Source organism: Neisseria sp. P0001.S007, from assembly GCF_051963655.1.
In the GTDB taxonomy this organism is placed as follows: domain Bacteria; phylum Pseudomonadota; class Gammaproteobacteria; order Burkholderiales; family Neisseriaceae; genus Neisseria; species Neisseria subflava_A.
The window spans coordinates 36,872-51,323 of the sequence record NZ_JBQCUB010000002.1; the positions used below are offsets into that span (position 1 = coordinate 36,872).

14 protein-coding genes are annotated in these 14,452 nt (G+C 47.9%); 8 read left to right on the plus strand and 6 right to left on the minus strand.

The window, feature by feature from the left end:
• Window positions 1-11 precede the first annotated feature (11 nt).
• The 5 genes from ACTHRE_RS02605 to ACTHRE_RS02625 all read right to left on the minus strand — a co-directional run bounded on the left by ACTHRE_RS02605 (window position 12) and on the right by ACTHRE_RS02625 (window position 4,570).
• Entirely contained in the window at window positions 12-1,052 is a 1,041-nt protein-coding gene (locus tag ACTHRE_RS02605) for an ABC transporter permease (protein ID WP_070585748.1), read from the minus strand.
• Between the two features lie 36 nt (window positions 1,053-1,088).
• Window positions 1,089-2,144 carry an ABC transporter permease subunit gene (locus tag ACTHRE_RS02610; protein ID WP_440344808.1) on the minus strand — a complete coding sequence of 352 codons (1,056 nt, stop codon included), beginning with the start codon at window positions 2,142-2,144 and terminating at the stop codon, window positions 1,089-1,091.
• Between the two features lie 97 nt (window positions 2,145-2,241).
• Window positions 2,242-3,171, minus strand: coding sequence for a CobW family GTP-binding protein (locus ACTHRE_RS02615; protein WP_070843360.1), 930 nt, complete (start codon window positions 3,169-3,171; stop codon window positions 2,242-2,244).
• The gene (locus ACTHRE_RS02620; protein ID WP_049351198.1) at window positions 3,159-3,632 is read right to left on the minus strand and encodes a Fur family transcriptional regulator; all 474 of its coding nucleotides are present in this window, start codon (window positions 3,630-3,632) and stop codon (window positions 3,159-3,161) included. Before ACTHRE_RS02620 ends, ACTHRE_RS02615 begins: the two co-directional genes overlap by 13 nt.
• Before the next feature lie 113 nt (window positions 3,633-3,745).
• The gene (locus ACTHRE_RS02625) at window positions 3,746-4,570 is read right to left on the minus strand and encodes an SDR family oxidoreductase (protein ID WP_063068202.1); all 825 of its coding nucleotides are present in this window, start codon (window positions 4,568-4,570) and stop codon (window positions 3,746-3,748) included.
• Between the two features lie 132 nt (window positions 4,571-4,702).
• Here ACTHRE_RS02625 and ACTHRE_RS02630 point away from each other — a divergent pair, with 132 nt between their 5' ends.
• Complete coding sequence (locus ACTHRE_RS02630) at window positions 4,703-5,164, plus strand: c-type cytochrome (protein ID WP_063068203.1); 462 nt, start codon at window positions 4,703-4,705, stop codon at window positions 5,162-5,164.
• Window positions 5,165-5,549: 385 nt separating this feature from the next.
• Window positions 5,550-8,312, plus strand: a complete 2,763-nt coding sequence (locus ACTHRE_RS02635; protein WP_440344809.1) for a TonB-dependent receptor domain-containing protein — start codon at window positions 5,550-5,552, stop codon at window positions 8,310-8,312.
• Window positions 8,313-8,461: 149 nt separating this feature from the next.
• Here the strand turns inward: ACTHRE_RS02635 and ACTHRE_RS02640 are convergent, their stop codons facing one another.
• The gene (locus ACTHRE_RS02640; protein WP_070644948.1) at window positions 8,462-9,658 is read right to left on the minus strand and encodes an acetate kinase; all 1,197 of its coding nucleotides are present in this window, start codon (window positions 9,656-9,658) and stop codon (window positions 8,462-8,464) included.
• 235 nt (window positions 9,659-9,893) lie between these two features.
• On the opposite strand from ACTHRE_RS02640, the gene ACTHRE_RS02645 reads away from it, so the two are divergent.
• The 6 genes from ACTHRE_RS02645 (at window position 9,894) to ACTHRE_RS02670 (ending at window position 14,161) form a co-directional block, all read left to right on the plus strand.
• Window positions 9,894-10,199 (plus strand): HLGFF motif protein, encoded by a 306-nt coding sequence (locus ACTHRE_RS02645; protein ID WP_070644951.1) that lies wholly within the window; start codon window positions 9,894-9,896, stop codon window positions 10,197-10,199.
• Window positions 10,199-10,387 carry a cbb3-type cytochrome oxidase assembly protein CcoS gene (gene ccoS / locus ACTHRE_RS02650; protein ID WP_003681462.1) on the plus strand — a complete coding sequence of 63 codons (189 nt, stop codon included), beginning with the start codon at window positions 10,199-10,201 and terminating at the stop codon, window positions 10,385-10,387. Before ACTHRE_RS02645 ends, ccoS begins: the two co-directional genes overlap by 1 nt.
• The gene (locus ACTHRE_RS02655; RefSeq protein ID WP_440344810.1) at window positions 10,384-11,700 is read left to right on the plus strand and encodes an MFS transporter; all 1,317 of its coding nucleotides are present in this window, start codon (window positions 10,384-10,386) and stop codon (window positions 11,698-11,700) included. The genes ccoS and ACTHRE_RS02655 overlap by 4 nt, the downstream gene beginning before the upstream one ends.
• A 322-nt stretch (window positions 11,701-12,022) precedes the next feature.
• The gene (locus tag ACTHRE_RS02660) at window positions 12,023-13,003 is read left to right on the plus strand and encodes a DNA polymerase III subunit delta' (protein ID WP_070644955.1); all 981 of its coding nucleotides are present in this window, start codon (window positions 12,023-12,025) and stop codon (window positions 13,001-13,003) included.
• A 10-nt stretch (window positions 13,004-13,013) separates the two neighbouring features.
• On the plus strand, window positions 13,014-13,367 hold the full coding sequence (locus tag ACTHRE_RS02665) for a PilZ domain-containing protein (RefSeq protein ID WP_003682949.1): 354 nt from the start codon (window positions 13,014-13,016) through the stop codon (window positions 13,365-13,367).
• Between the two features lie 8 nt (window positions 13,368-13,375).
• Window positions 13,376-14,161 (plus strand): TatD family hydrolase, encoded by a 786-nt coding sequence (locus ACTHRE_RS02670; protein WP_070644958.1) that lies wholly within the window; start codon window positions 13,376-13,378, stop codon window positions 14,159-14,161.
• Window positions 14,162-14,452: the final 291 nt, after the last annotated feature.

Sequence of the window (14,452 nt, forward strand, 5' to 3'; positions counted from 1 at the left end):
TAGAAAAGCAATTAACTGCGTGCGCGTACGTCAAATGCCTGACGCAAACCTTCGCCGATCATGACCAGCAAAAGCAGCATTACCGTCAGCGTAGCAACGGCAGACATGCCAATCCACCACGCATCCAAGTTGTCTTTGCCTTGCGCCAGCAACTCGCCCAAACTCGCCTGTGAGGCAGGTACGCCCAAGCCCAAGAAGTCCAAACTGGTCAGGGCAAGTACGGCGCCAGAAATACGAAAAGGCAGGAAGGCCAATACCGGCGTCAAGCTGTTGGGCAGGATATGGCGCCACATGATTTCACGGTTGCCCACGCCCATCGCGCGCGCCGCCAAAACATAATCGGCCTGACGGTTTTTCAAAAACTCGGCGCGGACATAGTCGGACAAGCCCATCCAGCCGAAAAGCGACAGCAACACCAGCAAAATCAACAGCCCCGGATTAAAGAACGAAGACAGGATAATCAAGAGGTACAGCTCCGGCATACCGCCCCAAACCTCGATAAAACGCTGCATCAGAAGGTCGGTTTTGCCGCCGAAATAACCCTGCACCGCGCCTGCAATCACGCCAATCACGGTAGTCACCACGGTCAACACCAAAGCAAACAACAGCGAATCACGGAAACCGTAAACCAAGCGCGCCAAAAGGTCGCGGCCGCGATCGTCCGTTCCCAAGATATGCCGTTCGGACGGTTTGGCCGGATCGGGTACCGTATCAAAATCGTTCAAGGTATCGGCATCGTAAGGATTGGGCAGGTAAAAGGCAAAATTGCCGTCTGAAGTAATGTTGTGGCGGATAAGCGGATCCAGATAATCCGCCGGCGTATCGAAATCGCCGCCAAATGTGGCTTCGTTGTATTCGTTTACCAAGGGGAAGAAATACTCGCCCTGATAACGTATCCACAAAGGTTTGTCGTTGCTCCACAAAGGTGCAAGCAAAGTGACGACAAACAAAACGGCCAAAATCCGCAAAGCCAACCAACCGCGCTTATGCTGTTTAAAGGCTTGCCAAGTAGGGTTTGAAGTAGATTTTTTCTTTTTCATGGTTTGAAACATTCTTTAATAATGGATTGAAGACATTTTCAGACGGCCTTATTTCTGTCCGCCAAAGTGAATGCGCGGATCGACCCACGAATACGAAATATCTGACACCAATTTAGCCAACAACCCCATCAGTGTGAACACATACAGCGTACCCATTACGACAGGATAATCACGTTTCATCACTGCCTCGTAAGACAGCAAACCCAACCCGTCCAGCGAGAACAACGTTTCAATCAACAGGCTTCCGGTAAAGAATGCGCCGATAAATGCGGCCGGGAAACCGGTAATCAGAGGAATCATGGCATTTCGGAAAATATGTTTCCACAGAATCTGTTTCTCAGGCAAGCCCTTGGCTCGCGCGGTATAAACATATTGACGGCGGATTTCTTCAAGGAATACGTTTTTCGTCAATACGGTCATGACCGCCAAGTTGCCTGCTACCGAAGCGGTAATCGGCAAGGCCATATGCCACAAATAATCTTTGACTTTACCCGCCCAAGAGAGCGTATCGAAATCATCGCCGACCAAGCCGCCCTGCGGGAACCAGGCAAAAAAGCTGCCACCGCCAAACAACACCAGCAACACCAAACCCAAGACAAACGGCGGTACGGTATAGCCGACCAAAATGATCATACCCGTAACCGTATCAAACCGGCTGCCATCCCTGACCGCCTTGGCTATACCCAACGGAATACATATCAAATAAGTTAGGAAGAATGTCCACAAACCCAAACTCATCGATACCGGCATTTTCTCTTTTACCAACTCAAATACGGTTTGGTGGTGGAAAAAGCTCTCGCCCAAATCGAAACGGGAGAATTTCCATACCATATCCACAAATCGCGTCACAGGCGGCTTGTCGAAACCGTATAAAGCATTCAGAGCGGCCAAATCTTCCGCACTGATGCGGTTGCCGTTTTTAGCCAAAGTTCCAGGCATACTGCGTCCTGCTGTTTCGCCACCAACTGCGCCCTGCGTCAGCTGCTGAACCATCTGTTCCACCGGACCGCCGGGAACAAACTGAATGACGGCGAAGGTAATCGCCAAAATCCCCAACAACGTGGGAATCAAAAGGAGCAAACGATGAAAGATATAACGCCACATGATAAAGTGTTCCTCTATTTTTTGATTTGAAGGCCGTCTGAAACCACTGACCTCAGACAGCATATAGTAACGGATTAATAAGCGTTTGGCCGATTATTTACTTCTCTAAGGCCTCCTGCAATTTCTTCTCAATTAAATCCGCGTCAAACGATTTGGCAATCAGCTCAAAGCGCGAGTCACGGCGCCATGAAACTTGGTTTGCGCCCCATTGACCGTCCACCCAGTTGAGCCATACCCATGTACCGAGCACTTGGAACACGCCTTTGGCTCGCACGAGGCCGTCTGTAAATTTAGGCAGGTCGTTAAAGAAATCAGTCAGCTTTTCGCCGTCGAAATCACGTCCGGCAGGAAACGTGAAGCCTTGAGACTGGAAGCCCATGGTGTTGTCCGGCAGGGCTTTAAGGCGGTAGCGCGATTTTTCGACAACGGGAATATCAAGCCATTGGATGTCAAGTTGTGCATTTTGTACTTCAACCACTTTGGCTTTAGGCGGGAACAGCTTGGCCGCTTTATCGTGAAACTCGGCCAGCTGCTCGGGCGTGCACAAGTCTGTTTTGCTGGCGGCCAATACGTCGCAAATGCCGATTTGGTCTTTATACAAGGCTTGTTGCGCGTAATCGGGATTGATGAATTGGCGCGGATCGACAACGGTAAAGACGGCGCCGATTTCCAGCATACTGTCGAGCGGCTTGGTTTTCAATTCGTCGATAACGCTGGCGGCATGCGCCAAACCGCTGGCTTCAATCATCAAGCGGTCGGGTTGGGCATCGCGCAGCATTTTTTGTACGGTCGTACCCATTTGCGCGCCTGCAGTACAACACAAACAGCCACCGGCGATTTCTGCCACGGGAATGCCGTTGTCGCTCAAGACAGCGCCGTCAATGCCGATTTCGCCAAATTCGTTGACGATGATGACCCATTTTTCATTCGGGTCTTTTTGCGCCATCAAACTTTTAAGGGCGGTGGTTTTGCCTGTTCCGAGGAAGCCTGAAATCAGGTGGACTTTAGTCTTTTTTACTTCTGACATTTTTTACAAATTCCTGTTAAAACAACATGTTCTTCTTTTAATGAGAAACCGGTTTCGGCCACGCCTGCACGCAATGCCGCCCATTCTTGGCTCAAGGTCTGCTCATCTGCCGTACCGCATTCGGTGCAAACCAAAATAAACGCGCTGTGGTGCGCTTCGGCTTCTTCGTGGTCATGGCAATGGTCGTCGCACTCGTGCTGCGCGTGGCTACACAGAATATAGCCGTTGACCGCCGCCACTTTGTGCAAAACGCCCTGCTCCGCCCAAAAATCAAGGGCGCGGTAGGCCGTCGGCGGCGCAACCACGCCCTCGCTTTGCTGCTGCATCTGCGACAGAACGTTGTAGGCTTTAATCACGCCGCTTTGTTTCAAAACAATATCAAGCACTTGCTCGCGCAAAGCGGTTACCTGCACACCATCGCGCTGCGCTTGTTCTAAGATTTTTTGTTTGATTGCGTTCATAACTGAAACAGCCTTTCAGACGGCCTTGTTAATAAAAAATTACATTATAACGTGTTTGTTCAATTTCAGATAACAAAGAGGCCGTCTGAAATGTTCAGACGGCCTGATGCCGATTACTTAAACCAAGATTTAATTTTTCCAAACAAAGACATACTTTGTTTTTCAAACGTTTCTGCCTTCACTGGAGCAGGCGCGTCACGGTAAACTTTCATGCCTGCAAAGGTCTGGGCAACCGGCATGATTTCGATGGAATTGACGTTCATCCGCGCAGGACGTTGATAGAGCCATAAAGCGGTATCGGCAATATCTTGCGGCTGGATAAACTCGACATTCTCATAAACCTCGGCCGCACGCTGATCGTCACCTTTGAAACGGACGTTGGAAAACTCGGTATCGCCGCACAAGCCCGGTTCGATATTGGTAATGCGGATGTTTTTGTCTGCCAATTCGGCGCGCAGGTTCATACTGAATTGGCGCACAAAAGCCTTGGTCGCGCCATAGACATTACTGCCTGAATAAGCATAACTGCCGGCAATCGAACCCAAATTGATGATGTAGCCCTGTTTGCGCGCTACCATTTGCGGCAAAATCTGGCGGGTCAGAAAAGTCAGGCCGATGATATTGGTTTGAATCATGGTTTCCCAATCGCCAAAATCGGCTTTATCAGCGGAATCCAGACCTAAAGCCAAACCGGCATTGTTGATCAGGCAATCAATTTCAGCTAAATGCTCGGGCAGACTGTTCAAAGCGTTTTGAATCGACTCCGTACGAGAAACATCCATTTCCAAAGGGTAAAACTGCTCGCCCAATTCCTCTGCCAACTGCTGCAATTTGTCTTCGCGCCTTGCCGCGCCGATGACATGATAGCCTGCCGCAACAAAGGTGCGGCACATCGCCGCGCCGAATCCTGCCGATGCCCCGGTAATCAAAATTGCCATATCGTTTCCTTTCTGTACTCGTTTCAGACTTGGGTTTAAGGTATGATAACGCCTTATCAGACGGCCTAAGCGTTTGGCTGGCTGATTTTAAATTTAACGATAATCATATCATTACAATAGGACACACTCCATATGAAAACCCGTTTTCTCCCTGTTGCTTTGGCAACAGTGGTGCTTACGCTTTCCGCCTGCGGCGGCAGCGGCGCGCCTTCCCAGCCTAAAGGCCCGATTTCCGAAGACCGTACGGCCGCGTTCAAATCCATGATGCCTGAGTTTACCCGCATGGGCAAAATGGTTAAAGACGAAGAGCCTTACGACGTTGAGAAATTCAAACAAGCTGCAGCCACTTTTGCTGAAAACAGCAAAAAACCGTTCACCCTGTTTGAATCCGATCCTCAAGGCAACGGCCGCGCCCTGCCTGCCATCTGGACAGACACGGCAACATTCAAAGCTGAAGAAGAAAAATTCGTCGCAGCAGTTGAGAAACTCAACGCCGCCGCCCAAACCGGCAAGCTCGAAGAAATCAAAGCCGCTTACGGCGAAACCGGTGCAAGCTGCAAATCTTGCCACGATACATTCCGCGGTCCGGAATAAGGCTTAAAGCAATAAAGGCCGTCTGAAATATCATTTTCAGACGGCCTTTTCTTCAACTGCCTTCAAACCTTTCTATATCGACTTTATATTTTGCATTTCATGTTTTTTACCGGTTTCATTTGAAACCGACGGCTCAATTCACATAGCGCAATCAAATTTTCTTCTTCCAGCTGTTTAAATTCAATTAAATCTCCCTTCTTCTCAACCACCCAAATTCAAATTCAGACCTGCTTTATCTTTTCAGCCAGATTAATCATATGCGGGTGGATTATCTTCTAAAACAAAATTTTACTTTATTTTTTAATAAATAAAAACCATTATTAAAATATTTGTAAAGTTTAATAATATGTTATAAAGTAGCGGCTTCGTTTCTGAGGTAACTATCATGAATCCGAATTTCAAATTAAATCTACTAACATTATCTTTACTGGCTATAACAAGTATCGCACACGCAGAAGACGAGGTTTCAACTCAAGAGCTTGATGAAATTCAAGTCAAAGGCAAACACATTGCCAAAGAGAAAAAAGTTTTTACCGAAGGCCAAGCCAAAAGTTCGCGTGAACGCATTTATCAATCCAGCGAAAACATTGATACCATCGTTCGGAGCATGCCCGGCGTTTTTACCCAACAAGACAAGGGATCGGGGGTATTGGCGGTCAATATCCGTGGCGATAGCGGTTTGGGACGTGTCAATACGATGGTTGACGGCGTAACCCAAACCTTCTATTCCACTTCTGCCGATGCCGGACGCAGCGGCAGCTCCTCGCAATTCGGTACGGCACTGGATCCCAATTTTATTGCCGGCGTGGATGTAACCAAAGGCAGTTTCACAGGTGCCAACGGCATCAATGCCTTATCCGGTACAGCCAATTTCCGTACTTTGCGGGTAGACGATGTGGTACACGGAAACAATACCTTCGGCCTCTTGACCAAAGGATTGACCGGCACAAACAGCACCAAAAGCAACTTTATGGCAACCGGAGCAGTACAAAAATGGTTTGACAGCGGTGCGCGCCTTGGCGCGTTATATGGCTACAGCCACCGTAATGTCGAGCAAAACTATAAAGTAGGCGACGGCGGTCAGCGTATCGGCAATTTTGGCGAAGAATATTTGGACCGTAAAAAACAAGAATATTTTGAACGCAACTTATTAAAATTCGACCAAGGGCAAAATCGTTGGGTTCGCGACTTTTCCAAGCGCAATGCGGTCGGTAAAAGCTATTGGGACTACCCTTTCTCCAAAAAATATAACGATCCTGAAGTTTTACAAAGAGATTATGTCGATGACTTGGAAAGAGGCTGGAAAGAGAATTTGGCACCGCAATGGGATCTGACTCCAATCGACCCGACCAGCCTGCAACAACGCTCAAACAGCCATTTGGTCAAAGTGGAATACGAAAACGACAACAACAAGCTGAACCTTCAGCTTCGTACCATGAACAACCGTATCGGCAGCCGAAAAGTAGAAAACCGCAACTACCAAGCCAATTACAACTTAAACATTGGCGATTATGTCGATTTAAACGTGTTGGCCGCCCATAATTTGGGAAAACAAAAATATCCGAAAAACTCACGTTTTTCAGGATGGGGACTGCTTGATTATTTGGAAACCAAAAATACGGCCAATCTTTTGGATATCAACAACAGCTTTTCTTTCAAACTTCCCCAAAAAACAGATTTAAAAACTACTGTCGGTTTCAATTTCTTTAAAAACCAATACAGTAAAAACCGCTTTCCGGAAGAGCTGAGCCTGTTTTATGACGGCCCGGATCAAGATGCCGGCCTGTACAGCTTTTTAGGCCGCTTCAAAGGCGACAAAGGAATATTTCCTCAAAAATCAACCATATTGCAACCTTCAGGCCAGCAAAAATTCAATACGTTCTATTTTGATACTTCCTTGAAAAAAGGCATTTATCAATTGAATTACAGCGCCAATATGGTCAACTACCGCTACAAGGGCGAATATACCGACTACTTCAATACCCAAGAAGACTTTAAAAAAGCATTTGGAGAAGATTCTGAAATTTATAAACAGCATTGCACGCCAAGCTGCGACCTTTACGAACCGGTTTATACCAAATCCGGTAAAAAGCATGCGGTAAACCATTCGGTGGCATTAAACATCAATGTCAACGACTACTTTATGCCGTTTATCAGCTATTCGCGTACGCATAGAATGCCGAATATTCAAGAAATGTATTTTTCACAAATCGGCGACTCGGGCGTCAATACTGCCCTTAAGCCGGAACAGGCCAATACTTACCAAATAGGCTTCAATACCTTCAAAAAAGGGATTTTCAAGCCGGACGATGTATTGGGTTTCAAACTGGTCGCCTATCGCAGCAGGATAAACAACTATATCCACAATGTTTATGGCAAATGGTGGGATTTGGATAAAGCACCCAGCTGGGTAACCAGCACCGGCCTGCAATACTCTATCCAGCATCGAAACTATGCCAAACCTGTTCATAAAAATGGTTTGGAAGTGGAAATGAACTATGATTTCGGCCGCTTTTTTACAACCCTGTCTTACGCATATCAAAAAACCAACCAGCCGACCAATTATAGCGATGCCAGCGAATCGCCCCGCAACTCTTCTAAAGAAGACCAAATTAAACAGGGCTACGGCTTAAGCAAAATTTCACGCTTACCCCGAGATTATGGCCGTTTTGAATTAGGATCCCGATGGTTGGGCAACAAATTGACCATCGGCGGCATTATGCGCTATTACGGCAAAAGTACACGGGCGACGACTGAGGAGGAATTTGTTGACGGTACAACCGGCGCCAATACCTACTCTTCACATCAAATGGGCAGAAGAGTGATCAAAAAAACAGAAAGCATCAACAGACAGCCAATGATTTTTGATTTCTATGCCAATTATGAACCAAAGAAAAACCTTATTCTTCGTTTCGACATTCAAAATGCGTTCAATAAACGCTATGTCGATCCTTTGGATGCTGCAAACGATGCCGCAACCCAGCGCTATTTCAGCGTATTTGAAAGAAAAGGCGGTTGGGATGATGAGGAAGTCGAATGCGATGCCAACGGTTTATGCAATGGCAAATATGGCGGCACGACACGCTCCGTCTTGAACAACTACGCGCGCGGCAGGACTTTGCTGTTTACCATCAGTTATAAGTTCTAAACCTATCTATCAGTATTCTTAATATTGCACTGATTAAAAAGCCGACAAACACAATGTTTGCCGGCTTTTTTCAATATATTCTCAAAATTTTTTTCATCTATACACAACAAAAAACCTACCCTTGCGGGCAGGTTTTCAATAATGACGGATTACAGGCCGCTAAGACGGGCTGTATCGTGTGCAATCATCAATTCTTCATTGGTAGGAATCACAACGGCAACAGCTTTGCTGTCGGCAGTGGTAATCACACCGGCATTGCCGAAGCGGGCTTTCAGGTTGGCTTCTTGGTCAATGTACAGACCGAGGAAACCCAAGTAGCCCAATACACGTTCGCGGATGATGTCGGAGTTTTCACCGATACCGCCGGTGAAGACCAATGCGTCCAAACCGCCTGCCGCGACTGTCATGCTGCCGATGTATTTAGCCAAGCGGTAGATGAACATTTCCAAAGCCAGTTTGGCGCCTGGATGACCTTTTGCAGCTTCTTCTTCGATAGTACGGCAGTCATTGGACAAACCTGAAATACCGAGCAGACCTGATTTTTTGTTCAGCATGTCGGTGATTTGGGCGATGGTCATGTTGGCATTTTCAGCCAAGAAGCTGAAAACTGAAGGGTCGATATCGCCGCTGCGGGTACCCATAACCAAACCTTCCAGCGGAGTCAGACCCATGCTGGTATCGCGTGATTCGCCGTTGGCGACGGCGGTAATAGATGCGCCGTTACCCAAGTGGGCAATCACCATGCGCAGGTCTTTTTTGTCTTTGCCGAGGAAGCGTGCAGTTTCGTCAGAAACGAAGCGGTAGCTGGTACCGTGCGCACCGTAGCGGCGCAAGCCGTATTTTTCATACAACTCATGTGGAACAGCATATTTGTAAGCGTGTTCAGGCATGGTTTGATGGAATGCGGTGTCGAATACGACAACGTTCGGCAGGCCTTTGAAGATGCTTTGTGCAGCACGCAGACCCAAAAGGTGTGCCGGGTTGTGCAGAGGAGCAAGTGGAATACATTTTTCGATACCGTCGATAACTTCGTCAGTAACCAAAATGGATTCGCTGTACAATTCGCCGCCACTTACCACGCGGTGGCCGATCGCACCGATACGGGTGTCGAGGCCGTGGGCTTTGAGTTCGTCCATCAGGGCTTCTACCGCGCCGGTATGGTCTGGCTTGGCAGTCAATTCAACTTTATGTTTTTCGCCGTTGAATTTGAAGGTAATGTAGGCATCAGGCAGATTGAGTTTTTCTGCCAAGCAGCTCAGCAATACTTCGCCGCTGTCATTGTCCAATACGGCACCTTTGAGAGAAGAGCTGCCGCAGTTCAAAACCAAGATTAATTTTTGTGTCATTTTATGCTCCTTGAGGTTTCAGACGGCATTTTTTGTCGGGGCCTGACTGCTGCTCCGGCTATGTTGCACCCCTTGTGGGACGTAGTGGGTAGCGGTCTGAACAGATTAACAAAGTAAACGTCGTATTCTAACAAAAAATGTAATCGGCTGCTTGACTTAATATTTGATGTAAAATGGACGGAATTTTATTTTAGGCCGTATGAAAAAATGACGGCGTTTTTGAAGATTTCCCGATATGCATTATTTCAGTATCCATACTCAAGACGGCGAACACGCCGGATTTTTTATTATGTTAGCAGATGATGAATCGCAAAATCCGCCGCAAAGCGGACGCTTTGTAATCAAGCTGCAAAACGAAGATGCAGCCGAAGCGGCTGTATTATCGCCTTTTGAGCAAACCGATATCCCGCAATACTGGCGCGTAGTTAAAGACCGTATCGAATTGTTTTTTGATGATAAAAATATCGGTGCGTTGCGCAACGAATACCTGACCATCAGCGGTAAAACCTTTATCCTGACCGATTTGACCGGAGCGATGTAATGGAAAGTATGTTTATCCTTGTCCCCATCAGCATTATTTTGGCCTTTATCATCGGCTGGTTTTTCTGGTGGTCGGGTAAAAACGGACAGTTTGACGACCTTGAAGGCCCTGCGCACCGCATTTTGATGGACGACGACTCCACTGAAAAACTGATCGAAAAAGACGAAGACAAAGAATCTAAACAATGAGCCTTAAAAAAGACAATCTGAATTTCCACACGACCCGCCGTTTTGCGCCGCTCTTTGGGACGCAGTTTTTAGGCGCGTTTAACGATAATGTGTTCAAAACCGCATTATTCGTGATGATCAGTTTTTACGGTTTAGGCAAAAACGACTTGCTGCCGCCCAGCCAAATGCTAAACTTAGGCGCAATGCTGTTTATCCTGCCCTACTTCCTGTTTTCCGCGCTCTCAGGGCAGCTGAGCAATAAATTCGATAAAGCCGTTTTGGCACGTTGGATCAAGCTGTTGGAAATCATCATCATGGCAGTGGCGGCGTATGGCTTCTACATCCAATCCGCGCCTTTGCTTTTAATCTGCCTGTTTTGCATGGGCACGCAATCGACTTTGTTCGGCCCGCTGAAATATGCCATTTTGCCCGATTACCTCAACGACAAAGAGCTGATTATGGGCAACAGCCTGATTGAATCGGGTACGTTTATCGCTATCTTGCTCGGCCAAATTTTGGGCACGGCAGTCGCAGGCGTTCCGCCGTATATTGTTGGCGGTTTGGTGTTATTGGTCGCTATCGGCGGCTCGATGACCAGCCTGTTTATGCCGTCTGTAGCCGCTAAAATGCTAGACACAAAAATCGAATGGAACATCATCAAAGGCACGAATTCACTGATTCGTGAAGCGGCAGCCAATCGTCCCGTATTCACTTCCATCATCGGTATTTCATGGTTTTGGTTTGTCGGCTCGGTTTATACCACCCAACTGCCGACGTTCACGCAAATCCATTTGGGCGGCAACGATAATGTGTTCAACCTGATGTTGGCGCTGTTCTCCATCGGCATCGCCATCGGCTCGGTGTTATGCGCCAAACTCAGCCACGAGCGCCTGATTTTGGGCTTGGTTACCATCGGCACTCTGGGGCTGACGGTCTGTGGATTATTGCTGGTGTGGCTGACCCAAGGCCAACGCTTTACCGAATTAAACGGCATTATTTGGTTTTTATCGCAAGCCCAAGCGTATCCGATTATGCTCGTGATGTCGGCCATCGGCTTTTTCGGCGGTTTCTTCTCCGTACCGCTCTACACTTGGCTGCAAACTGCCAGCAGCGAAACCTTCCGCGCCCATGCTGTTGCCGCCAACAACATCATCAACGGCGTGTTTATGGTGTCGGCTGCCATTTTGAGCGCGGTTTTGCTGATGTTGTTCAACAGCATCACGCTGCTGTATTTGATTGTTGCCGTAGGTAATATTCCGTTGATTGTTTACCTCATCAAACGGGAACCGAAATTTATCGGGGATTTGACCGCTTTGTTGAAAATCAGCAAATAAGGCCGTCTGAAATGTATCCCCACCATGCACATTTTCACTGTTCAATCGCGTGGACAGCTTGTGCATAAATCAGATTACTGTCTGATTTAAAATTAAAAAACACATCTGCCTAAATTTTAAGCACAACTTTACCGCCAAACAAAATGCACATTTTCCCCAAACAAGCGTGTGCAAAGGCTGTGAATAAGTAAGCTTAATAATTGATATTTCAAAGAAAGACGATAATTGATTAATTTTTAGGCAGTTTATTAAAGGCCGTCTGAAACCTTTTTCAGACGGCCTGAGAGTATAATAACCACCTACCTTATAGTTCCCAAACGATATGATTTACCCATGGCATGAAACCCAATGGCAACAGCTCGCCGCCCATTGGCAAAACCGTCCCAACGCTTGGCTGTTTACCGGCAAAGAAAATACCGGCAAAACCGAGTTTGCCCGCTTTGTCGCGCAGGCATTGCTGTGCGAATCGCCCAAGTCCGGTCATGAACCCTGCGGCGAGTGTGCTTCGTGTCATTTATTCAGCCAAAATACCCATCCCGACTTTTATGAACTCACGCCGGAAATTCCCGAAGGCGAGGCAACAGGACGCAAACTCCTGCAAATCAAAATCGATGCCGTGCGCGATATTGTGGAAAACATTTACCTGACTGCTGTCCGTGGCGGCCTGCGCGTGGTATTGGTGCATCCGGCGGAAAGCATGAACACACAGGCGGCAAACGGTTTGTTGAAAGCTCTGGAAGAGCCGCCGCAACACGTCGTTTTCCTGCTCGTTACCCATGCACGCGACAAACTCCTGCCCACCATCAAAAGCCGTTGCCGCCAGATGGTGCTGCCCTCGCCTACCCATGAGCAGGCTGCGGCATACCTGCGCCAACAGGGCGTGGAAAATGCCGAAGCCATGTTGGCATTCCACAGCGGCGCACCTTTATTCACGCCGACTCCAGAATTGGACGCATTACGCGAAGAGTTGCTGACGCTGCTGGCTGCCCCGCGCCTGTTGGCCATACTCGACTACGCCGCCGCGTTCGACAAACAAAAACAACCGCTGGCCGTTTTCATCGACTGGCTGCAAAAGTGGCTGATGGATGTCGGCTTGGCACAACAAAACATGGCGCCGCTTTATTATCCGCACCATGCCCAAGCCCTGCTTCAGACAGCCTCTAAAACCGATTCACGCAAGCTGTTTGCCCTATTGGGCCGTCTGAACGCGCTCAACCCTTACGGATATCATACCTTGAGTGTTAAAATGCAGCTTGAGTATCTGCTTATCGAATATTTGGATTTTTGGCAAAACAAACCCTAACAGGTAATCAATGATGAATAAAAAAGACATTCCGGCGAAGATGTTGGCTTTGCAACTCAAAGACCCCAATTTGTTGTACAACTGCTATATGCCGTTTTTAGAACACGGCGGCCTGTTCGTACCGACCGATGACGTATTCTCACTAGGCGAAGACATCCTCTTGGCCGTCGAAATCGCCGACTATCCCAAACGCTTCCTGCCAACCAAAGTCGTTTGGATCAATCCGGCGCGCACTTCAGCCCACCGTCCCAAAGGCGTAGGACTTGCATTCTCCGAACACGAAAGCTGCCTGCAGGCAAAAAACCTGATCGAAGCCGAGCTTGGCCCGCGTCTGCGCAGCGACCGCACTACTTTTACCCTGTAATAAATACCATGTATTTAATCGATTCACATTGCCATCTCAACTTTGACGGCTTAAAAGACCGCCTGCCCGAAGTCTTTGCCAACATGGAAGCGCAAAGCGTCAAACAGGCGCTTGCCATCAGCGTCAGCAAACAAAGTTTTGCCGAAGTCTTCGACATTGCTCAGGCAAACGACCACATCTACTGCACCATCGGCATACATCCCGACAGCCAAGAAGCAGAAGAATTTACCATTGCCGAAATGGTAGAAGCGGCCAAACATCCCAAAATCGTCGGTATCGGCGAAACCGGTTTGGACTATTACTGGTGCAAAGGCGATTTGTCATGGCAACATCAACGCTTTACCGACCATATCCAAGCCGCCAACGAAAGCGGCCTACCCGTTATCGTCCACACACGCGATGCAGCCGAAGACACATTGCGGATTTTGAAAGAGTGCCACACCAACTCCGGCGTGATTCACTGCTTCTCTGAAGACGTCGCCTTTGCCAAAGCCGCTTTGGATTTGGGCATGTATATCTCCTTCTCCGGCATTGTAACGTTTAAAAATGCACCGCTGATACAGGAAGCCGCCAAATACGTCCCTGCCGATAGAATCTTGGTAGAAACCGATGCGCCCTTCCTCGCGCCGGTTCCCAAGCGCGGCAAACAAAACGAGCCGTCCTACGTCCGCTATACGGCTGAGTTCTTAGCCAATCTGCGCGGCGAGAGCTTGGAAACATTGGCACAAAACACCAGCGACAATTTCTATCGCCTGTTTAAGAAAGTACCCGATGGCCGTCTGAACAATGGCTAGGTCTCAAAGTCTCTAAACATTGGCTCTGCCAACCCGTCATCAGGATTCTGCCTCAAACTCAACGGTAAACTCGAAATGGCTTGAGACAGAAACGCAATCGGCTTGCGCTATCTTCAGAACGGCAAACTTTTGAAGAATGGGAATATTCCCATCAACACAATAAATAAGTTTAAATTCAAAATATTGCTTTCCTAAGCCCAGCAAAGCTCAAGGCCGTCTGAAAGTATTTTCAGACGGCCTCTTGCTTATTTTACCGATAGGATGTAAAACCTATCCTTCGAAATAAACGGT

Coding starts and splice junctions, on each gene's coding strand:
- ACTHRE_RS02605 (WP_070585748.1), bottom strand. CDS start 1,052: ATGTTTCAAACCATGAAAAAGAAAAAATCTACTTCAAACCCTACTTGG.
- ACTHRE_RS02610 (WP_440344808.1), bottom strand. CDS start 2,144: ATGTGGCGTTATATCTTTCATCGTTTGCTCCTTTTGATTCCCACGTTG.
- ACTHRE_RS02615 (WP_070843360.1), bottom strand. CDS start 3,171: ATGTCAGAAGTAAAAAAGACTAAAGTCCACCTGATTTCAGGCTTCCTC.
- ACTHRE_RS02620 (WP_049351198.1), bottom strand. CDS start 3,632: ATGAACGCAATCAAACAAAAAATCTTAGAACAAGCGCAGCGCGATGGT.
- ACTHRE_RS02625 (WP_063068202.1), bottom strand. CDS start 4,570: ATGGCAATTTTGATTACCGGGGCATCGGCAGGATTCGGCGCGGCGATG.
- ACTHRE_RS02630 (WP_063068203.1), top strand. CDS start 4,703: ATGAAAACCCGTTTTCTCCCTGTTGCTTTGGCAACAGTGGTGCTTACG.
- ACTHRE_RS02635 (WP_440344809.1), top strand. CDS start 5,550: ATGAATCCGAATTTCAAATTAAATCTACTAACATTATCTTTACTGGCT.
- ACTHRE_RS02640 (WP_070644948.1), bottom strand. CDS start 9,658: ATGACACAAAAATTAATCTTGGTTTTGAACTGCGGCAGCTCTTCTCTC.
- ACTHRE_RS02645 (WP_070644951.1), top strand. CDS start 9,894: ATGCATTATTTCAGTATCCATACTCAAGACGGCGAACACGCCGGATTT.
- ccoS (WP_003681462.1), top strand. CDS start 10,199: ATGGAAAGTATGTTTATCCTTGTCCCCATCAGCATTATTTTGGCCTTT.
- ACTHRE_RS02655 (WP_440344810.1), top strand. CDS start 10,384: ATGAGCCTTAAAAAAGACAATCTGAATTTCCACACGACCCGCCGTTTT.
- ACTHRE_RS02660 (WP_070644955.1), top strand. CDS start 12,023: ATGATTTACCCATGGCATGAAACCCAATGGCAACAGCTCGCCGCCCAT.
- ACTHRE_RS02665 (WP_003682949.1), top strand. CDS start 13,014: ATGATGAATAAAAAAGACATTCCGGCGAAGATGTTGGCTTTGCAACTC.
- ACTHRE_RS02670 (WP_070644958.1), top strand. CDS start 13,376: ATGTATTTAATCGATTCACATTGCCATCTCAACTTTGACGGCTTAAAA.